Origin of the sequence: Acetobacter malorum (assembly GCF_001580615.1) — a bacterium.
GTDB lineage: Bacteria > Pseudomonadota > Alphaproteobacteria > Acetobacterales > Acetobacteraceae > Acetobacter > Acetobacter malorum.
In genome coordinates this window covers 1-17,176 of the sequence record NZ_LHZC01000043.1, presented here as the reverse complement: position 1 = coordinate 17,176, position 17,176 = coordinate 1, and the positions used below count along the sequence as shown (strand labels likewise).

The following is a 17,176-nucleotide window of genomic DNA, read 5'->3' as shown; positions in this document are numbered from 1 at the left end:
GAAGCATGCGCTCCGCCGGTCTTGTTCGAGTGTGAAAGCAAAGTGCCGGGCCTTTTATGCAGGCTCGGCTTCCAGCTGCGCGATGGCTTCCGGAATGGTCGTGGTTTTACGAGTCGTTTCATCAAGAATGGTAATTTCACCGGTCCCGATGTCATAAAACCAGCCTTGCAGGAACAGGGTGCCACGCGCCATGCCCGCCACCACAGCCGGGTGGGTTTTCAGGTGAGAAAGCTGCAGTAGCACGTTCTGTTCAGACAGGTTGCGGACATTGGCCGGGCCAGCGTCTTCAGCTTTCAGGTCGCCCAGTGCAGCACGCGCGGCCTCGGCATTGCGCAGCCATTTACGGACGGTCGGCATTTTGTCCAGACCGCTCTTTTCAGGGGCCAGCAGGGCTTTCATCGCGCCGCAATCGGAATGGCCGCAGACAATAATGGCGGACACGCCCAGGCCAGCTACAGCATATTCCACAGCGGAGGACACGCCGCCCAGCATTTCGCCATAGGCCGGAACAATGTTGCCAATGTTGCGCAGAATGAACAGGTCGCCCGGTTCCGTCTGGGTAATCATGCTGGGGTTAATGCGGCTATCTGCGCAGGCAATAAACAGGGCGTTCGGAGACTGACCATCTGCCAGAGCGGCAAAAAGGTTCTGCTTGGCCGGGAAAACCTCAGTGTTGAAGTGTTCAACGCCACGTAGCAGGGAAAGGAGGCCGGCTCGGGCTTCAGAACAAGTAGGCATAGGCTTCTCCAAAAAATACTCAGAAGGGTGCAGGCGTCGGTCGTGGCCAGAGGCCTCTGCTCTGCATGATAGAGTTGAATAGAACGCATGGCACCGGGTTTTTTTCCGTCAGTCTGAAATTTTTTTTACAGGAAATTGGGCGACGGCACAGCCCGGTAAAAAATACCCCTGCCAGCGTGGCCCGGAAAGGGCCGGCTGAAACAGGGGTATTGTCTTAAAACGTCTTAGTCATGTGGGCGGGTTATAGAGAGACGGTCCCGCACGGCAGAGAGGGGAGATCAGAGGATATCGGTCTCGTCGTCATCCAGATCCGGCTCACTCATCTGGTCCGCCGGGTGGCGGATGGGGGAGGGGGTGCCAACGCGGGGGCGCTGGGTTTCTGCCTGCTGGCGACGTGTGAAGTTGTTGGCAATGGTTGCCAGTTCCATGAAGTTGTCGGCCTGACGACGCAGATCATCCCCAATCAGCGGCGGGGAGGAGCGCATGGAGGAGACCACAGAAACGCGGGTGCCCTGACGCTGCACGGCTTCCACCACGCGGCGGAAGTCGGAGTCGCCAGTGAAGAGAATGGCGTGGTCGATATGCGGTGCCATTTCCATCATATCCACGGCAATTTCGATTTCCATATTGCCCTTCACGCGGCGTTTGCCGGTGGAATCGGTAAATTCGCGGGCGGGTTTGGTCACCAGAAAATAGCCGTTGTAGGATAGCCAGTCCGTCAGCGGTTTAAGCGGTGAATAATCTTCCGTGTCCAGAATGGCGGCGTAATAATAAGCGCGAATGATGTGTGTTTTGGATGTGAAGAAATCCAGCAGCTTTTTATAGTCGACATCAAACCCCAGACCACGGGATGTTGAATAAAGGCTGGAGCCATCAATGAAGAGGCAGGTCCTCTCTTCTTTTTTGAGATTCATTGGAGTTTTTCCTCTAAATTACATGATAAGGTGTTTTGAATGTTGGTTAAAAATCTAGCTCATTCAGGGATTTAAGGGTAAGGGGGGCGAATTATACCCGTGTTCAGAAAAAAAGATACATCAGCAATGGCATTTATATCAGGTCTGACAAAAACCCCGAATGAGGCGGAAACCGTCCTGATCGCGATAGGGGCAAATCTGCCTTACGCGGGGCAGGCAGCGCGTGAGACATGCCAGCGGGTTGTTGCAGCCCTACGGGACGTGCCGGGGCTGCGGATAAAGGCTGTCTCAGCCTGGTATGAAAGTGCTCCGGTCCCACCTTCCGGTCAGCCTCCTTATATCAACGGCGTGGTTCGGGGGGTTGCCAGTCTTGGGCCTGAGGCTCTGCTGGAAGCGCTTCAAACTATAGAAACACGCTTCGGGCGTGAGCGTTCCATACCAAATGCAGCCCGTACGTTAGATCTTGATCTTATCACATACGGCTCCCTTTGTCAGAATGATTCGCATCTCACTCTGCCACATCCGCGGGCGCATGAGCGGGCTTTTGTTCTGCTCCCCCTGCAGGAGGTAGCACCCGAGTGGGTTCATCCTTCTAGCGGGAAAACGCTGGCGGACCTGCTGCCTGATGTCGCAGATCAGGAAATCCGCCGGATTCAGGAATAAGGACTTCCTAGGGGTGGGGGGATGCGTTACAATGCTCTTTCTGAATTTTTTATCTGAATTACCTGGAGGCTCTTCGTAATGGCACGCGTCACTGTCGAAGACTGCGTTGAGAAAGTCCCGAACCGCTTTGAGCTGGTGCTGTATGCGGCGCAGCGCGCCCGCAACATCTCCCGCGGGGAAGAGCTTACCATTGACCGGGATAATGACAAGAATCCGGTTGTCGCCCTGCGCGAAATCGCGGACGAAACTGTCAAACTGCCCGACCTGCGCAATGATCTGATCCGCTCTCAGGCCCGTGAGCCCGAGCCCGAGCCTGTGGATGAAGAAGTGCAGGATCTGGTGCCGACCGAACAGAATATCTTTGGTCTGCAGGAAGTCTCTCCGGAAGAAGAAGCTTCTGATGATGCCGGTGCGATTGAAGCCGCTCTCAGCGGGCGCGCACGGCGGTAAGAGCGTGTGACGCAGGCGGGGGGCGACAACAGAACCGGGACTTTGGTGTCTGAGGCAGGCTCCTCAGCCGGTTCTACGCTTCTGCCTGCTGTAACGGGGGACTCCACCCCCGTGCCGGTTTCTCCTGAGCCTTCCGGGCGTGGAGAGATTACGTGTGACCGGCTGGTCAATATTGTGCGCGGTTACGCGCCCAATGCTGATCTGGAGAGTATTCGCCGCGCGTTTGACGTGGCGAAAAAGGCTCATGAGAGCCAGCTTCGTGATAATGGTGACCCGTACATAACGCACCCGCTGGCGGTTGCGATGATTCTGGCTGGTTTCCGGCTGGATGTGCCGTCCATCCTCACGGCTCTGCTGCACGACACCATTGAAGATACCGGCATCACGCAGGAAGACCTGCGGGCGCAGTTCGGCCCGACCGTGGCGGATCTGGTGGATGGCGTCACCAAGCTGACCCGGCTGGAACTCCAGTCCGACCGCACCAAGCAAGCCGAAAACTTCCGCAAACTTGTGCTGGCGATGTCGAAGGACATCCGCGTTCTGCTGGTCAAGCTGGCCGACCGCCTGCACAACATGCGCACGCTGCATTTTGTGGAGCGGGTGGACCGCCGCCAGCGCATTGCGCGGGAAACGCTCGATATCTACGCCCCCCTTGCCGAACGTATCGGTATGGATCGGGTCAAGACCGAACTGCAGAACCTCTCCTTTGCCCAGCTTGAGCCGGAAGCCGACGCTACCATCCGCGCCCGCCTGAACTATCTGCGCGGGCAGGGGGCTGACGTGATTGAAGAGGTGCGGCGGGAACTGCTGCGCCTGTGTGAAGAAGCCGGACTGAAAAACGTTCACGTCTCTGGCCGGGAAAAGTCGCCGTATTCCATCTGGGAGAAGATGCAGCGCCGCAATGTGGCGTTCGAGCAGTTGTCCGACATCATGGCGTTCCGTGTTGTCGTGGATACGCGCGAGGATTGCTATATGGCGCTGGGGGCTGTGCATGCCGCCTATCCGGTTATTGCCGGGCGCTTCAAGGACTACATCTCCACCCCCAAGGCCAACGGATATCAGAGCCTCCATACCGGGGTGACGCTGCGTTCCCCGCGTAACCAGAAGATTGAAGTGCAGATCCGCACCGAGGCCATGCACGACATTGCCGAAAACGGCGTGGCGGCACACTGGGCCTATAAAGAAGGTGATGCCGAGAGTGAAGGTGGCGGGATTGCGGGTTTCCGTCGGCCGCGCTGGGTGCAGGATTTGCTGGAAATTCTGGAAGCCTCCTCCGCGCCGGATGAGTTTCTGGAAAACACCAAGCTTGAACTCTATCAGGATCAGGTTTTCTGCTTCTCTCCCAAAGGCCAGCTGATCTCGCTGCCGCGTGGGGCGACCTCGGTTGATTTTGCTTATGCCGTGCATAGCCAGATTGGCGATTCCTGCGTGGGGGCCAAGATCAATGGCCGTCTGATGCCGCTGCGGCATGAGCTGCAGAATGGGGATCAGGTCGAGATCATGACCGCTCGCGGGGGCGCACCGTCGCCGTCGTGGGAACGGTTTGTGGTCACCGGCAAGGCACGGGCGCGTATCCGCCGTTATGTGGCCGCGCAGCAGCGCCAGACCTATCTGGATAGCGGGCGCGCGGCTCTGGCCAAGGCCTTCCGTCAGGAAGGGGTCGATGGCTCCGAAAAGGTTATTGAAACCACACTGAAGACACTGAAGCAGAATTCGCTTCAGGATCTGTATGTGTCGGTGGGTAACAACAATCTCGGGGCGCGGGATGTTGTCCATGCGGCTTACCCGGAACTGCGCCGCGCGCCGCGTGTGCCGCGCATGGTGGCTGGCCTGCCGGGTGTTCTGGGCACCGCCGGGCCGCGCCCGCGCGCGACAAGCGGGGCCAGCAGTGGCCGGTCTGGCGGCGCTATTCCTCTGGTGGGGCTTGGTCCCGGTGTGGCGGTGCATTTTGCCGCCTGCTGCCACGCGCTGCCGGGGGACCGGATTGTGGGTGTGGTTGCCACCGGTAAGGGCGTGACCATTCACACCCGCACCTGCCCAACGCTGGAAAGTTTTGCCGCTACACCAGAGCGTTTTCTGGACGTGGACTGGGATTATGACGCCATGTCTCGCTCCGGCAGCGGAGAACTGCGGGTGGGGCGCATTACCATTGTGGCCGAGAACGAATCTGCCGTGCTGGCCGCCATTACCAATACGGTGTCCAAAGCGGATGCGTCGGTGGTGAACCTGAAGATTGTGCATCGGCAGCTCGACTTCATGGAAATCCTTGTGGATGTGGAAGTGCGGGACCTGCGGCATTTGTCCTCCGTGATCGCCGCACTTCGGGCTGCGCAGGGCATCTCTCAGGCTGACAGGGCACGCGCGTGAGTGTCATCGCCGCCGGAGTGGATTTGTGCGACATGCGCCGCATTGAGCGTGTGATCGAACAGTTCGGGGACCGTTTCCTCAACCGGGTTTTCACCCCGACGGAGCGTGCGCGGGCGGACCGCCGGAGCGGTCAGGCCCGGATTGGGGCCTATGCTAAACGCTGGGCCGCCAAGGAGGCTTGCGCCAAGGCGCTGGGCACCGGGTTTGCGCAAGGTGTGGCGCAGAGCCAGATCGGGGTGGCCAATCTCCCCTCCGGCCAGCCGACACTGGTGCTCACTGGCGCGGCCCTGCTGCGGTTGCAGCAGATCATGCCAGCAGGGCAGGTGCCGCATCTGGTGCTGAGCATGACGGACGAGCATCCGTATGCTTTTGCTGAGGTCATTATCTCGGGGCGCCCCGCTTGACATCCCCTGGGGTGCGCGGCTTGATCCCGCCGATTTTTCTTTTCTTACCTAACGACGCAGACAGGCGGTGCAGGACATGACCAACCCGAACCAGACTCCCACGGCATCAGGCGCAGGGGGGCCGGCAACCATCGGGCAGCTCGTGCTGGACTATGCGAGAACCATCATCGGCGTGGTGCTGGTGGTTACGCTGTTCCGCACCTTCCTGTTTGAAAGCTTTGTCATTCCGTCCGGCTCCATGATCCCGACCCTGCAGGTAGGGGACTACATCATGGTGTCCAAATACAGCTACGGGTATTCCCGTTTCTCCTTTCCGTTCTCACCCAATCTGTTTCAGGGGCGCGTGTGGGGGGCGGAACCGCATCGGGGGGATGTGGCTGTGTTCCGCTTCACCAAGGATACGTCGCTTGATTACGTCAAACGGATTATCGGCCTGCCGGGTGACCATATCCGCGTGACGGAAGGCCATCTGTATCTGAATGACCAGCTTGTGCCCTGCCTCGGCCCGCATCCTTACACCGCGCAGGATGAATCCCGCGTGCCGATGGAAGGGGAGGCCTGTGAGGAACAGCTGCCCGCCAGTAGTGGCAAGGGCGTTGTGGCGCATCAGGTGCTCAAGCTGATGGATGATGGCGCGCAGAACAATACGCCAGATTACGTCGTGCCGCCGGGCTACTTCTTCGCCATGGGCGATAACCGGGATGATAGTGCCGATAGCCGCTTTATGGGCGATGGCCCGAAAGACCTTGGTTTTGTGCCGATGGAAAATCTGGTTGGCCATGCGTCCCGGGTGTTCTTCTCTGTAGAGTCCGCGCATCCGGTCTGGCAGATCTGGTACTGGCCGGTGGAAATTCGCTGGGCTCGTCTTTTCCGGAGCATCACGTGAAGCGCCCCGCACTCTTCGCCGGAGAAGCCTCAGCCGTAACGGCCCTGCAGGATCGGCTGGACTATCAGTTTGCTAACCCGGCTCTGCTGCATGAGGCCCTGACGCATCGCTCTGCCGCGCATCAGAACGCAGGCGGCCGGCGTCGACCGCAAAAGGCGCGGGGCATGGGCTCCAATGAGCGTCTGGAATTTATCGGGGATCGTGTACTGGGCCTGCTGATGGCGGAATGGCTGCTCGAACGCTATCCGGCAGAGCAGGAAGGTGCGCTTGGCTCCCGTCTGGCGCATCTGGTCTCCCGCACCACGCTGGCTGAAATTGCCGAGCGGATTGATCTGCCCGCCAGTCTGGCTGTTGCAACGCATGAAGCCCGCGTTGGCGTGCAGAGCACTGCCAATGTGGTGGCTGATGCGCTGGAAGCCGTGCTGGGTGCAGTGTTTCTGGATGGCGGGCTGGCCCCGGCTCGGAATATTGTCCGCACGGCATGGAAGCCGCTGCTGGATGCGCAGGCCCGCCCGCCCAAGGACCCGAAAACGGCCTTGCAGGAATGGGTTCTGGGCCGCGGGCAGAGCCTGCCGGTGTATAAGACAATCGGGGCCGATGGCCCCTCTCACGCGCCCTTGTTTGTGGTGCAGGTTACCGCTGGTGGCCGGAGTGGAGAAGGGCGGGCCGGAAACAAGCGGGCCGCCGAGAGTGCCGCAGCAGCGGATCTGCTTGAACAACTTGGAGGCCCGCAACATGGGTGAGACGACACGCTGCGGGTTTGCCGCTCTGGTGGGGGCACCGAACGCCGGTAAATCCACGCTGCTGAACAAAATGGCGGGGGCTAAGCTCTCCATTGTCAGCCCCAAGGCGCAGACAACCCGCGCCCGTGTGCTGGGGATTCTGATGCGTGGCACTACGCAGATTCTGCTGGTGGACACGCCCGGAATTTTCCAGCCGCGCCGCATGCTGGACCGCGCGATGGTGGCCGCGGCATGGAGTGGTGCGGAAGATGCGGATATCACGCTGCTGCTGGTGGATGCGCGCTCCGGCCTGACGGATGCGGTCAGCAGCATTATCGAGCGTCTGGCGACCACAGGCCGCAAGGTCTGGCTGGTGCTGAATAAGACTGATCTGGTCTCCCCAGAACGGCTGCTGCCGCTCACGCAGGACATCACCAAAAAGCTGACGGTGGAGCATGTCTTCATGGTCAGTGCCCGCTCCGGCAGCGGGGTGGAAGATCTGCTGGACCGTCTGGCCGCCAGCCTGCCGGAAGGCCCGTATCTCTACCCGGAAGATGATCTGACCGATCTGCCCGACCGTCTGCTGGCAGCCGAACTGGTGCGTGAGCAGATCTTCCTGCAAACGCATGAAGAAGTGCCGTATGGCACGACGGTGGAGACGGAAAGCTACAAGGAACGGCCGGATGGTTCCGTGCGGATTGACGCCACCATTTATGTTGGACGCACAGGGCACAAGGCGATTCTGATTGGGGAGCGCGGGCAGAAAATCCGCCAGATTGGCGAGCGTGCGCGCAAGCAGCTTTCCGGTCTGCTGGAGCGCCCGTGCCACCTGTTTCTGAATGTAAAAGAGCGCTCCGGCTGGGATGAAGAGCGCGCCCGCCTGCGGGCCATTGGTCTGGATGATGTGCCATAAGGCGGTCCTCACCGCTTGTGGCCTTGCGTCATGAAGGATAAGAGAGGGGCGACTTGTCCTGCCCCTGCATGGGGGCAGGGCCTTTTTCAGACGATCTGCGTGATTGAGGGCCAATGACTGCTTCCACTGGCGAGATGCCACCCCGTAAACGCGTATTGCTCAAAGTTTCCGGCGAGGCCCTGATGGGGTCAGGCGCTTATGGCGTCGATCAGCAGACGGTTGAGCGTATTGCCGCTGATGTTGCCGAGGTTGTGCGCAGCGGGTGGGAAGTCTGCCTGGTTGTGGGCGGTGGCAACATCTTCCGCGGTCTGGCCGCAGCGGCCAAAGGCATGGACCGCGCCCAGGGTGACTATGCCGGGATGCTGGCGACCGTGATTAACGCTCTGCTGTTGCAGAACGCGCTGGAAGGCCAGGAACTCCCCACACGGGTGATGTCCGCCATTGCGATGTCCGCTATTGCCGAACCCTATATTCGCCGTCGCGCCGTGCGGCATATGGAAAAGGGCCGGGTGGTGATTTTTGCTGCCGGCACCGGCAACCCGTTCTTCACGACCGATACCGCCGCCGCTCTGCGCGCTGCGGAAATGGAATGTGATGTGCTGCTTAAAGGCACGCAGGTGGACGGCGTGTATTCGGCTGACCCCAAGCGTGACCCGTCCGCCGTGCGGTATGAACAGCTGACCTATATGGATGTGCTGTCCAAGCAGCTGAACGTGATGGATGCCGCAGCGATCAGTCTGGCGCGTGAAAATCGTCTGCCGATTGTTGTGTTCAACATTGGTGAGCCGGGGTCTTTCCCGCGCGTGATGCGTGAAGAAGGCCCTTACACGCGGATTATCGAAACCGCGTAAAACCAACGGACTATTGTGTCCGCGGCGTGCTGCCGCCGGACCCTGTTGTTGAGAGTGATGAGACGGACCTGTGCGGGTCCGTCGGGAAACGGGAGAGAGACCGTGTCTGATCTGAATGCCCTTCTGGAAGACCTGACGCGCCGCATGGATGGCGCTCTGGAAAGCCTGCGTCGTGACTTTGCTGGCCTGCGCTCTGGCCGCGCCAGCCCGGCCCTGCTGGAGCCGGTGCGCGTGGAAGCCTATGGTGGTGAAGTGCCGCTGACGCAGGTTGGCTCCATTGCCGTGCCCGAAGCCCGGATGATTACCGTGCAGGTGTGGGACCGCGTGCTGGTGGGTGCTGTTGAGCGCGCTATTCGTGATTCCGGGCTGGGCCTGAACCCGGCGTCCGACGGGCAGCTGATCCGCGTGCCGATTCCGCAGCTGACGGAAGAGCGCCGCCATGAACTGGCCAAGGCTGCGGCCCGCTATGCCGAAGGGGCAAAGATTGCCGCCCGTGGCGTGCGTCGGGATGGCATGGACAAGGCCAAGGGGTTTGAGAAGAAGAGTGAGATCAGTCAGGATGACGTCAAGACGTGGTCTGACGCCATTCAGAAGCTCACGGACCAGTATGTGAAAAAAATTGATGACATGCTGGCTGACAAAGACCGCGAGATTAAGCAGGTCTGACGCCAGTGGCGTCGGGATTCCTCTCTCTGGCCCGTGGTGGTGAAGCCGTGCCAACAAAATCATCCGGGACTGTAGACAGGAAATCTGTCGTCCCCGCGCATGTTGCCGTCATTATGGATGGCAACGGGCGCTGGGCGCTGGAGAGAGGTCTGCCGCGTCTGGCCGGGCATAAAGCGGGGGCGGAAGCTGTCTCCCGCTGCCTGCGTGCGGCCATGAATCGCGGCGTGAAGTATCTGACGCTGTATGCGTTTTCTTCCGAAAACTGGTCCCGTGAGCCCGCCGAGGTTGCGGATCTGACCAGCCTGCTGCGCTATTACCTGCGGCATAAGGTGGCGGAACTGCACCGCGAGGGTGTGCGCATTCGCTTTATTGGCGATCTGGCGCGCTTTGATGCCAGTCTGCGGGATGAGCTGGTGCGGGCGGAAACGCTCACGCGGAACAATGGTCGCCTAACCTTGCTGCTGGCCCTCTCTTACGGCGGCCGTGGGGATATTGTGCAGGCGGCGCGTCGTCTGGCGCAGTCCGTGCAGCAGGGCGATCTGAAGCCCGAAGAAATTAACGAAACCCTGTTTGCGGACAAGCTGTGGACCGCTGGCGTGCCAGACCCGGATGTGGTGGTGCGGACCAGTGGGGAATTCCGGCTGTCCAACTTCCTGCTGTGGCAGAGCGCCTACGCGGAACTCGTTTTTCTGGATATTTTTTGGCCCGACTTCAATGAAGGGCATTTTGCGACCGTGCTGGAGGCCTATGCCCGCCGGGAACGCCGGTTTGGCACAAGGCCTTCTGCATCATGACGCAACCCGACGCTTCAGCCTGGAGAGACCTGCGCACCCGCCTGATGTCCGCCTGTGTGCTGGTTCTGGTGGCCGGGCTGTGCATTGGCATGGGCGGCCTGCTGTATGACATCCTCATTCTTGGCGTGATGGGCGGTATGGCGGCGGAAGCGGCCATTCTGTTTGGTTTGTCTCCCAAATCATGGCGCGGCAGCATTTATGTGCTGTGGGCCATTGGGGCCGGGCTGGCGGCCGTTACGGGCCGGTGGGAAGCCTTCCCACTTTTCTGCCTGAGTTCTTTTGTCTTCGGTGCGCAGTTATGTGCCGTCATGTGCGTGATTGTGCTTGCGGGCACGGCCCTTGTCTGGCTGCGGCTGGAGAGTGTGTGGCCGGTGCTGTTTGTGGTCGCGGTTGTGGTGGCGAGTGACAGCACGGCTTACCTGACAGGCCGGTTGTTTGGCGGCCCCAAGCTGGCCCCGCGTATTTCTCCCGGAAAAACATGGTCCGGCTCATTGGGTGGGCTTGTGGGCGCTGTGCTGTGCGGCTGCCTGATAGCCGCCCTCTCCGGACAGGGTGGTGTGGCAACGGCTGCGTTTTGGGGCGCTGTTCTGGGCGTTGTAGCGCAGGCGGGTGATCTGGCGGAAAGCGCTATGAAGCGCGCGCTGGGCGTGAAGGATTCCGGCACCCTGCTGCCGGGGCATGGCGGGCTGCTGGACCGGTTTGATGGTCTGGTTGTCGCAGCACCTGCGGCGGCTCTGGTGTCTTTGTGTGTGGCGGCTCCGGCACCGTTCTGGACGGCAGGCGCACACGCTGTTTTCGCGTTTCTGGCAGGAAAACTGCCGGGGTGAGTCTCAACATGCGGCACGGCCCTGTGGGGGCAGACCGCCTTCGTCTGGTTTGAAAGAAAGCGCAATGAGAACCGTTACCGTTCTGGGAAGCACAGGCAGCATTGGCTGTTCAACCGTGGATCTGCTGGAGCAGGCGCGTGACCAGTTCCGGGTACGGGCGCTGGTGGGCGGCACCAATGCGGCAAAGCTGGCAGAGCAGGCCAAAAGCCTGAAAGCCGAACTGGCCGTTGTGGCGGACGAAAAAGCGTTTGAAGAACTCCGCACCCTGCTGGCCGGAAGCGGCACCGAAGTTGCGTGCGGGCGTGAGGCTGTGATTGCTGCCGCTGGCCTGCCGGCAGACTGGACCATGGCGGCCATTACCGGCGCTGCCGGGCTGGAGCCCACATTGGCCGCAGTCAAAAACGGCAAATCTATCGCGCTGGCGAACAAGGAAGCGCTGGTCTGTGCGGGTGATGTCATGCTGCGCGCCGTGGCAGACGCCGGGGCCACGCTGCTGCCGGTCGATTCCGAGCATAATGCCGTAGCGCAGGCCATGGCCGACAAGCAGGCGGATCAGGTTGCTAAAATCATCCTGACGGCCTCTGGCGGTCCGTTCCGTAAATCCAGCTTGGAAGAAATGGAAGCCGCAACGCCCGCACAGGCGTTGAAGCACCCGACGTGGAGCATGGGTGCCAAAATCAGCATCGATTCCGCGACCATGTTCAACAAGGGTCTGGAAGTCATTGAAGCCGCCCGTATTTTCGGCCTGACGGAAGACCGCATTGACGTGCTGGTGCACCCGCAGTCCGTGGTGCACGGGCTGGTGCAATACACGGATGGCAGCCTGATTGCCCAGATGGGCTCTGCTGACATGCGCATCCCCATTGCGCACACGCTGGCCTGGCCGAAGCGTATGAGCACGACCTCCAGCCATCTGGATCTGGCCGCGTTCGCAACGCTGGAATTCAGTGCGCCGGATATGGTGCGGTTCCCGGCGCTGCGTCTGGCGCGTGAGGCTCTGCGCAGCGGCGGCGCTGCTCCGGCCATTTTGTCTGCTGCCAATGAAATTGCGGTTGAGGCCTTCCTGAAGGAACAGATTGGCTTTCTGGACATTGCCCGCGTGGTCGAGCAGACCATGACGGCTCTGGGTGCGCCCCCGGCAGACACGCTTGAAGCTGTGCTGCACTGGGATGCCGAAGCCCGCAAGGCGGCCCGTAGCCATACTCTTGCCCTGGCCGCTTGAGAAAACAGCTCTCTGAGCCGATATTCGGATTATCATGATACACGAATACCTCCGTACACTCATCTCCTTCGCCTTTGTGCTTGGCGTGCTCGTGAGCATTCACGAGCTGGGGCACTATCTGGCGGCGCGCTGGCGGGGGGTGCATGTGGAAGTGTTCTCTCTGGGCTTTGGCCCCGCTCTGTTCCGCTGGCATGACCGCAGCGGCACGGAATGGCGCATCTGCCCCATCCCGCTGGGTGGATACGTCCGCCCGCATGGGTTTGAAGACCCGGAAGACGCCACGCCGGAGCAGAAGGCCGCGTGGCTTCCGGGCCGCACCTTTCATGATAAATCCGTCTGGTCCCGGGCGATCGTGATTGTCGCCGGGCCGGTATTCAACTTCCTGCTGGCCATCCTGCTGTTCACCATCATTTTCGCTTCCGTGGGCCAGCCCGTCGTGCGGAACGAGATTGCGGCTGTGCAGCCGGGCGGGGCTGCGGCGGCTGCCGGGGTGCAGGCTGGTGATGTGATCCGCAGAATCGGCACGCATGATGTGGCGAATGTGCAGGATGCGCAGGCCACCATTCTGGGTGAGGCCGGTGCAAAGACCACACTGACCGTCCGGCGCGGCGGGCAGGATGTGGATCTGCCTGTCACCATCGGGACGGCCACGGAGTCGTCCTCCTCCACGCCGCATGGCCAGCTTGGCGTGATGTTTGCGACAGAAGCCGGTAAGCCGCTTTCCGTCCCTGGCGCTGTGGTGGCGGGGGTAAAAGCCACATGGACAACGACCGTGCAGACGCTGGACGGGGTGTGGCAAATTCTGACCGGCCGCCATACAGCCAAGGATCTGGGCGGCCCGCTCAAGATTGCGCAGCTTTCCGGGCAGGTGGCTCAGTATGGTTTTGCCAGCCTGCTTTCCTTCATGGCTTTGCTTTCCGTCAATCTGGGGCTAATAAATTTGTTCCCGGTGCCGCTTCTTGATGGCGGACGCCTCGTTTTTTATGCCATAGAGGCTGTACGGGGGCGTCCGGTTTCAAAACGGATACAGGAAATCAGCTTTCAGGCTGGCTTCGCGCTTCTTGCAGGTCTGTTCTTGTTTTCGACATTTAATGACCTGTCTGGTTTTGGACTGTTTAAGTGGATTGCATCGCTCGTAAGCTGAATTACAGCAGGGTTGGAACGGAAGAACTTGCGTGACAAGGGTTATATCGGATACGTCCCCCTGCGGGCGACAGAGCAACAGGGGACGGTCTCCTGAAATGGGAACGCCCCCGATGGAGGATGGCAAATCTTGACGGGTAAGCGTTCAGCCCTCTTTGTTTCTGTCTGCGTGCTCCCTTTCTTCCTGACGGAAGGAAAAGGCGCGCGGGCTGCAGCAGCGGATCATGGTGCGCAGTCACCAGCGTCCGTATCTCCTGCCCGGCAGGCCAGACTCTCGGCATCCACATCCACGCTTGCCGGTCATTCCGGCGGCGTGATTGAAGATATTACGGTCTCCGGGAATACCCGTATCGAGACCAATACCGTGCTGTCCTACATGGTGGTGCGTCCGGGAGATTCGTTCAGTCAGGACGATCTGGACCGCTCTTTGAAGACGCTCTACGCCACAGGGCTGTTCAAGGATGTGACCATGCGGCGCGAGGGGGGAATCCTCCACGTGCGTCTGGTCGAAAATCCGATTGTCAACCGCATTGTGTTTGAAGGCAATCACGCTGCGAAGGATGAAGACCTGCGCAAGGTCATCGCCCTGCGTCCGCGTGCCGTGTTCTCGGCAGAAACAACAGCGGATGACCGGCAGAAGATTCTGGACGTCTACGCCCAGAAAGCCCGCTACGCAGCCGTTGTGACGCCGCAGATTGTCCGTCTGGCGCATAACCGTGTGGACGTTGTCTTCCAGATCAATGAAGGCCCGCAGACGCTGATCCGTAAGATCAGCTTTGTTGGCAACAAGGCGTATTCTGAAGCGCGTCTGGCCAGCGTGGTCTCCTCCAAGGAAACTGCCTGGTATCGGTTCTTCTCATCCTCCGATGAGTACAACCCCGATCGTCTGAAATATGACGCCGAGCTGCTGCGTCGTTTCTATCTGGCCAACGGCTATGTGGATTTTGAGATCAAGAACGCCACGGGCGAACTCTCTCCGGACCGCAAATCCTTCTACGTGACCTTCACGATGAACGAAGGGATTCGCTACCGTCTGGGTAAAGTGGATATCCGCTCCAGCCTGCGGCACGTCCCGGCGAAGTCCCTGCGTAAGTATGTCGAGCTGTTTGCCCACCAGTGGTACGACGGCAAGGCCGTGCAGGATAACGCCACGGACATGGAGGAAATCCTTCAGGCTCAGGGCCATCCGTTCGCTATGGTGCGTCCGGAAATTGCGCGTAACCCGGAAAAGCACACCGTCAATCTGCTGTTTGATGTGAGCGAAGGCCCACGCCGGTATATTGAGCGGATTGACGTGAACGGGAACACCGTCACGCAGGACAACGTGATCCGTCGCCAGTTGCCGTTTGCAGAAGGGGACCCGTACACCCCGAGCTACAAGAAATACGCCAAGCAGAGCCTGGAAGATCTCGGGTTCTTCAAAAGCGTGTCTCTTGATGAAAATCAGGGGTCCGCACAGGACCGCACCAACGTTTCCGTCAACGTGACGGAAAAGCCGACGGGTGAATTCTCGCTCGGTGGTGGTTACTCGACCGACGTTGGCGTGCTGGGGAATATTGGCCTCAAACAGCATAACCTGCTGGGCACGGGTGTGGATGCCGGTCTGTCTGGCACCATGTCCATGTGGCAGAAACAGGCTGACTTCTCAGTGACTGATCCGGCCTTCCTGAGCCGCAACATGGTGGCCGGGATCGATCTGTTCGGGATTGAGAACAAATACCAGACCTATCAGAACTATTCTGAAAGCCGGTATGGTCTGACCCTGCGTATGGGTTATGCCTATAACCGCTATCTGTCACAGTCCTGGAGCTACAGCCTTATCCGCCGTGGCGTTGGGAACACCTGGGATCAGTCGTCCTGGTATGTGCTGGATCAGAAAGGCCATTCCACGCTGTCTCAGCTCAGCACCAATCTGGTGTATGATACGCGAGACAACCACATGGCACCGCATAGCGGCTACATGGTCTCCGTAGGTGGTGATTTCGCCGGTCTGGGCGGGAACGAACGGTATCTGCGTGGCAAGGTCAACGCGGCCTACTACATCCCGCTGGATGACCTGACAAACAGCCATGAATGGACGGCCTCTTTCCGTGCCGGCATGGGCTACATGACGGACTGGGGCGGCGGTCGCCACGATATCATCGATAACTTCTATCTCGGTGGTAACAACCTGCGCGGCTTCCTTGACGGTGGTGCAGGGCCGCGAAGTGTCGGGTATTACGGGCATTCGTCCGAAGATCTGCTTGGTGGTCGCTTCATGTACTCGGCGTCTGCCCAGCTTAACTTCCCCATTCCGTTCCTGTCCGACATGGGTGTGAAGGGACGTGCGTTTGTGGACTCCGGCAGTGTTGCCGGTCTGCGTGTGCGCCGTAACCTGACCAACCCGGTTACTGACCAGCCTGATTATACGCGGGTGAGCGGTAATACGCTGCGGCCGCGTGTGAGTGCGGGTGCGGGCTTCTCCTGGAAAAGTCCGTTCGGCTTGCTGAATATCGATCTGGGTGTGCCTGTCATGCGCAGTCACAATGACCGGACACAGCTCCTTCGCTTTGGCTTCGGCCAGCAATTCTGAGGTAATGATGCCCAAGTTTAACAGAACAGCTGCTCTTTCCGCGGCTCTCCTGTCAATTTCCGTTGCGCTGGCACCGTCTGCCATGGCTCAGAACGCTGGGGGCGGTGGCTGGTTTGTGCCCAAGGCCGCCCAGCAGCCTGCGCCTCCGGCGGCGCATACCCAGCGCCGGGCACCTTCTCCGGTTCCGCTGCCTGCCGCCCCGGCTGACAGCAGCGAAGCAGACCAGCAGCAGACGCCGCCGGTCCTGCCGCTGCCGCCCATTCCCTCCATGCAGGATCTGCCCAAGAGTGTTGCGCCCCCGCCGACCGTTATTGGCGTGATCAGCGTTTCCGGCGTCATGCGTCAGTCCAGCGCGGCTATGCAGGTGGAACGCACACTGGGTGGCCGTCGTGATGCGCTGGCACAGGACCTGCAGAAAGAGCAGGCTGGCTGGCGGGATGAGCAGCAGACCCTGCAGGCTCAGGCCAAGTCCATGACGTCTGACCAGATTCAGAACCGTGAACGTAGCCTGCAAAGCCGCGTGATGAAGGCGCAGCGCGATTTCCGTAATCGTAACCGCATCATTCAGGAAGCCGCTCAGGTGTCTCTGGGCCAGATCGAGCGTGAGCTGGTTCAGGTTATCCAGAAGGTTGCAGGCTCTCACGGGATGAACCTCGTGCTGCATAGCGAGCAGGTTGCTCTGCATGTGGACGGGCAGGACATTACCAACGAAGTGGCCAAGCAGCTGAATGGTGTGCTGCCGTCCGTGTTTATTCCGGACGCCAATGTGGACCCGGAAGTGCTGGCAAAATCCGGCAAGATGCCGACGACGGCGGATGCGGATCAGGAAACGCCTGCAACGGGTCCGGCTCCGGCAGTCGCTCCTGCGGCACCTGCCGCCGCTCCGGCAGCGCATAAGTAAGGATGACCAGCACCAAAGCGTCTTCGGGGCCTGCTGACCCCCGGTTTTTTACACGGTCCGGTCCGTTTGACGGGCAGGCTCTGGCTGAAGCAGCCGGAGCCACACTGGCCCCCCCGCGGGAAGGCACTCTTCCCGCGGCGGGG

At 60.2% G+C, this 17,176-nt stretch carries 17 protein-coding genes; 15 read left to right on the top strand and 2 right to left on the bottom strand.

What is annotated here, in order from left to right; translation table 11 throughout:
- Positions 1-54: 54 nt before the first annotated feature.
- Together AD930_RS04920 and AD930_RS04915 are read right to left on the bottom strand one after the other, a co-directional pair.
- Entirely contained in the window at positions 55-738 is a 684-nt protein-coding gene (locus AD930_RS04920) for a carbonic anhydrase (protein ID WP_043551903.1), read from the bottom strand.
- 278 nt (positions 739-1,016) lie between these two features.
- Positions 1,017-1,652, bottom strand: a complete 636-nt coding sequence (locus AD930_RS04915) for a LabA-like NYN domain-containing protein (RefSeq protein WP_043551905.1) — start codon at positions 1,650-1,652, stop codon at positions 1,017-1,019.
- A gap of 126 nt (positions 1,653-1,778) precedes the next feature.
- Between AD930_RS04915 and folK the strand changes: the two genes are divergently transcribed.
- The 15 genes from folK (at position 1,779) to AD930_RS04840 (ending at position 17,033) form a co-directional block, all read left to right on the top strand.
- Positions 1,779-2,315: a 2-amino-4-hydroxy-6-hydroxymethyldihydropteridine diphosphokinase gene (folK, locus tag AD930_RS04910; RefSeq protein ID WP_061505340.1), complete on the top strand. Its 537-nt coding sequence runs from the start codon at positions 1,779-1,781 to the stop codon at positions 2,313-2,315.
- Positions 2,316-2,393: 78 nt separating this feature from the next.
- Positions 2,394-2,765 (top strand): DNA-directed RNA polymerase subunit omega, encoded by a 372-nt coding sequence (gene rpoZ, locus AD930_RS04905; RefSeq protein ID WP_025829482.1) that lies wholly within the window; start codon positions 2,394-2,396, stop codon positions 2,763-2,765.
- A gap of 81 nt (positions 2,766-2,846) precedes the next feature.
- Complete coding sequence (locus AD930_RS04900; RefSeq protein ID WP_082781714.1) at positions 2,847-5,132, top strand: RelA/SpoT family protein; 2,286 nt, start codon at positions 2,847-2,849, stop codon at positions 5,130-5,132.
- Positions 5,129-5,536, top strand: coding sequence for a holo-ACP synthase (gene acpS, locus AD930_RS04895; RefSeq protein WP_061505339.1), 408 nt, complete (start codon positions 5,129-5,131; stop codon positions 5,534-5,536). The genes AD930_RS04900 and acpS overlap by 4 nt, the downstream gene beginning before the upstream one ends.
- Before the next feature lie 76 nt (positions 5,537-5,612).
- On the top strand, positions 5,613-6,422 hold the full coding sequence (lepB, locus tag AD930_RS04890) for a signal peptidase I (protein ID WP_043551910.1): 810 nt from the start codon (positions 5,613-5,615) through the stop codon (positions 6,420-6,422).
- Positions 6,419-7,165, top strand: a complete 747-nt coding sequence (gene rnc / locus AD930_RS04885; RefSeq protein ID WP_043551911.1) for a ribonuclease III — start codon at positions 6,419-6,421, stop codon at positions 7,163-7,165. The genes lepB and rnc overlap by 4 nt, the downstream gene beginning before the upstream one ends.
- Positions 7,158-8,057: a GTPase Era gene (gene era, locus AD930_RS04880; protein ID WP_061492264.1), complete on the top strand. Its 900-nt coding sequence runs from the start codon at positions 7,158-7,160 to the stop codon at positions 8,055-8,057. The genes rnc and era overlap by 8 nt, the downstream gene beginning before the upstream one ends.
- 113 nt (positions 8,058-8,170) lie before the next feature.
- Entirely contained in the window at positions 8,171-8,908 is a 738-nt protein-coding gene (gene pyrH, locus AD930_RS04875; RefSeq protein WP_043551915.1) for a UMP kinase, read from the top strand.
- Positions 8,909-9,052: 144 nt separating this feature from the next.
- Positions 9,053-9,574 (top strand): ribosome recycling factor, encoded by a 522-nt coding sequence (gene frr / locus AD930_RS04870; RefSeq protein ID WP_052404034.1) that lies wholly within the window; start codon positions 9,053-9,055, stop codon positions 9,572-9,574.
- Positions 9,575-9,687: 113 nt separating this feature from the next.
- Positions 9,688-10,368 carry a polyprenyl diphosphate synthase gene (gene uppS, locus AD930_RS04865; protein WP_197056279.1) on the top strand — a complete coding sequence of 227 codons (681 nt, stop codon included), beginning with the start codon at positions 9,688-9,690 and terminating at the stop codon, positions 10,366-10,368.
- The gene (locus AD930_RS04860) at positions 10,365-11,195 is read left to right on the top strand and encodes a phosphatidate cytidylyltransferase (RefSeq protein WP_061505338.1); all 831 of its coding nucleotides are present in this window, start codon (positions 10,365-10,367) and stop codon (positions 11,193-11,195) included. The genes uppS and AD930_RS04860 overlap by 4 nt, the downstream gene beginning before the upstream one ends.
- Positions 11,196-11,259: 64 nt before the next feature.
- A complete protein-coding gene (gene dxr / locus AD930_RS04855) occupies positions 11,260-12,417 on the top strand; it encodes a 1-deoxy-D-xylulose-5-phosphate reductoisomerase (protein ID WP_061505337.1) in 1,158 nt (385 codons plus the stop codon).
- A 31-nt stretch (positions 12,418-12,448) separates the two neighbouring features.
- Positions 12,449-13,561 (top strand): RIP metalloprotease RseP, encoded by a 1,113-nt coding sequence (gene rseP / locus AD930_RS04850; RefSeq protein WP_208598573.1) that lies wholly within the window; start codon positions 12,449-12,451, stop codon positions 13,559-13,561.
- A 129-nt stretch (positions 13,562-13,690) separates the two neighbouring features.
- Positions 13,691-16,132 (top strand): outer membrane protein assembly factor BamA, encoded by a 2,442-nt coding sequence (bamA, locus tag AD930_RS04845; protein ID WP_043551921.1) that lies wholly within the window; start codon positions 13,691-13,693, stop codon positions 16,130-16,132.
- A gap of 4 nt (positions 16,133-16,136) precedes the next feature.
- A complete protein-coding gene (locus AD930_RS04840) occupies positions 16,137-17,033 on the top strand; it encodes an OmpH family outer membrane protein (RefSeq protein WP_082781709.1) in 897 nt (298 codons plus the stop codon).
- Positions 17,034-17,176: the final 143 nt, after the last annotated feature.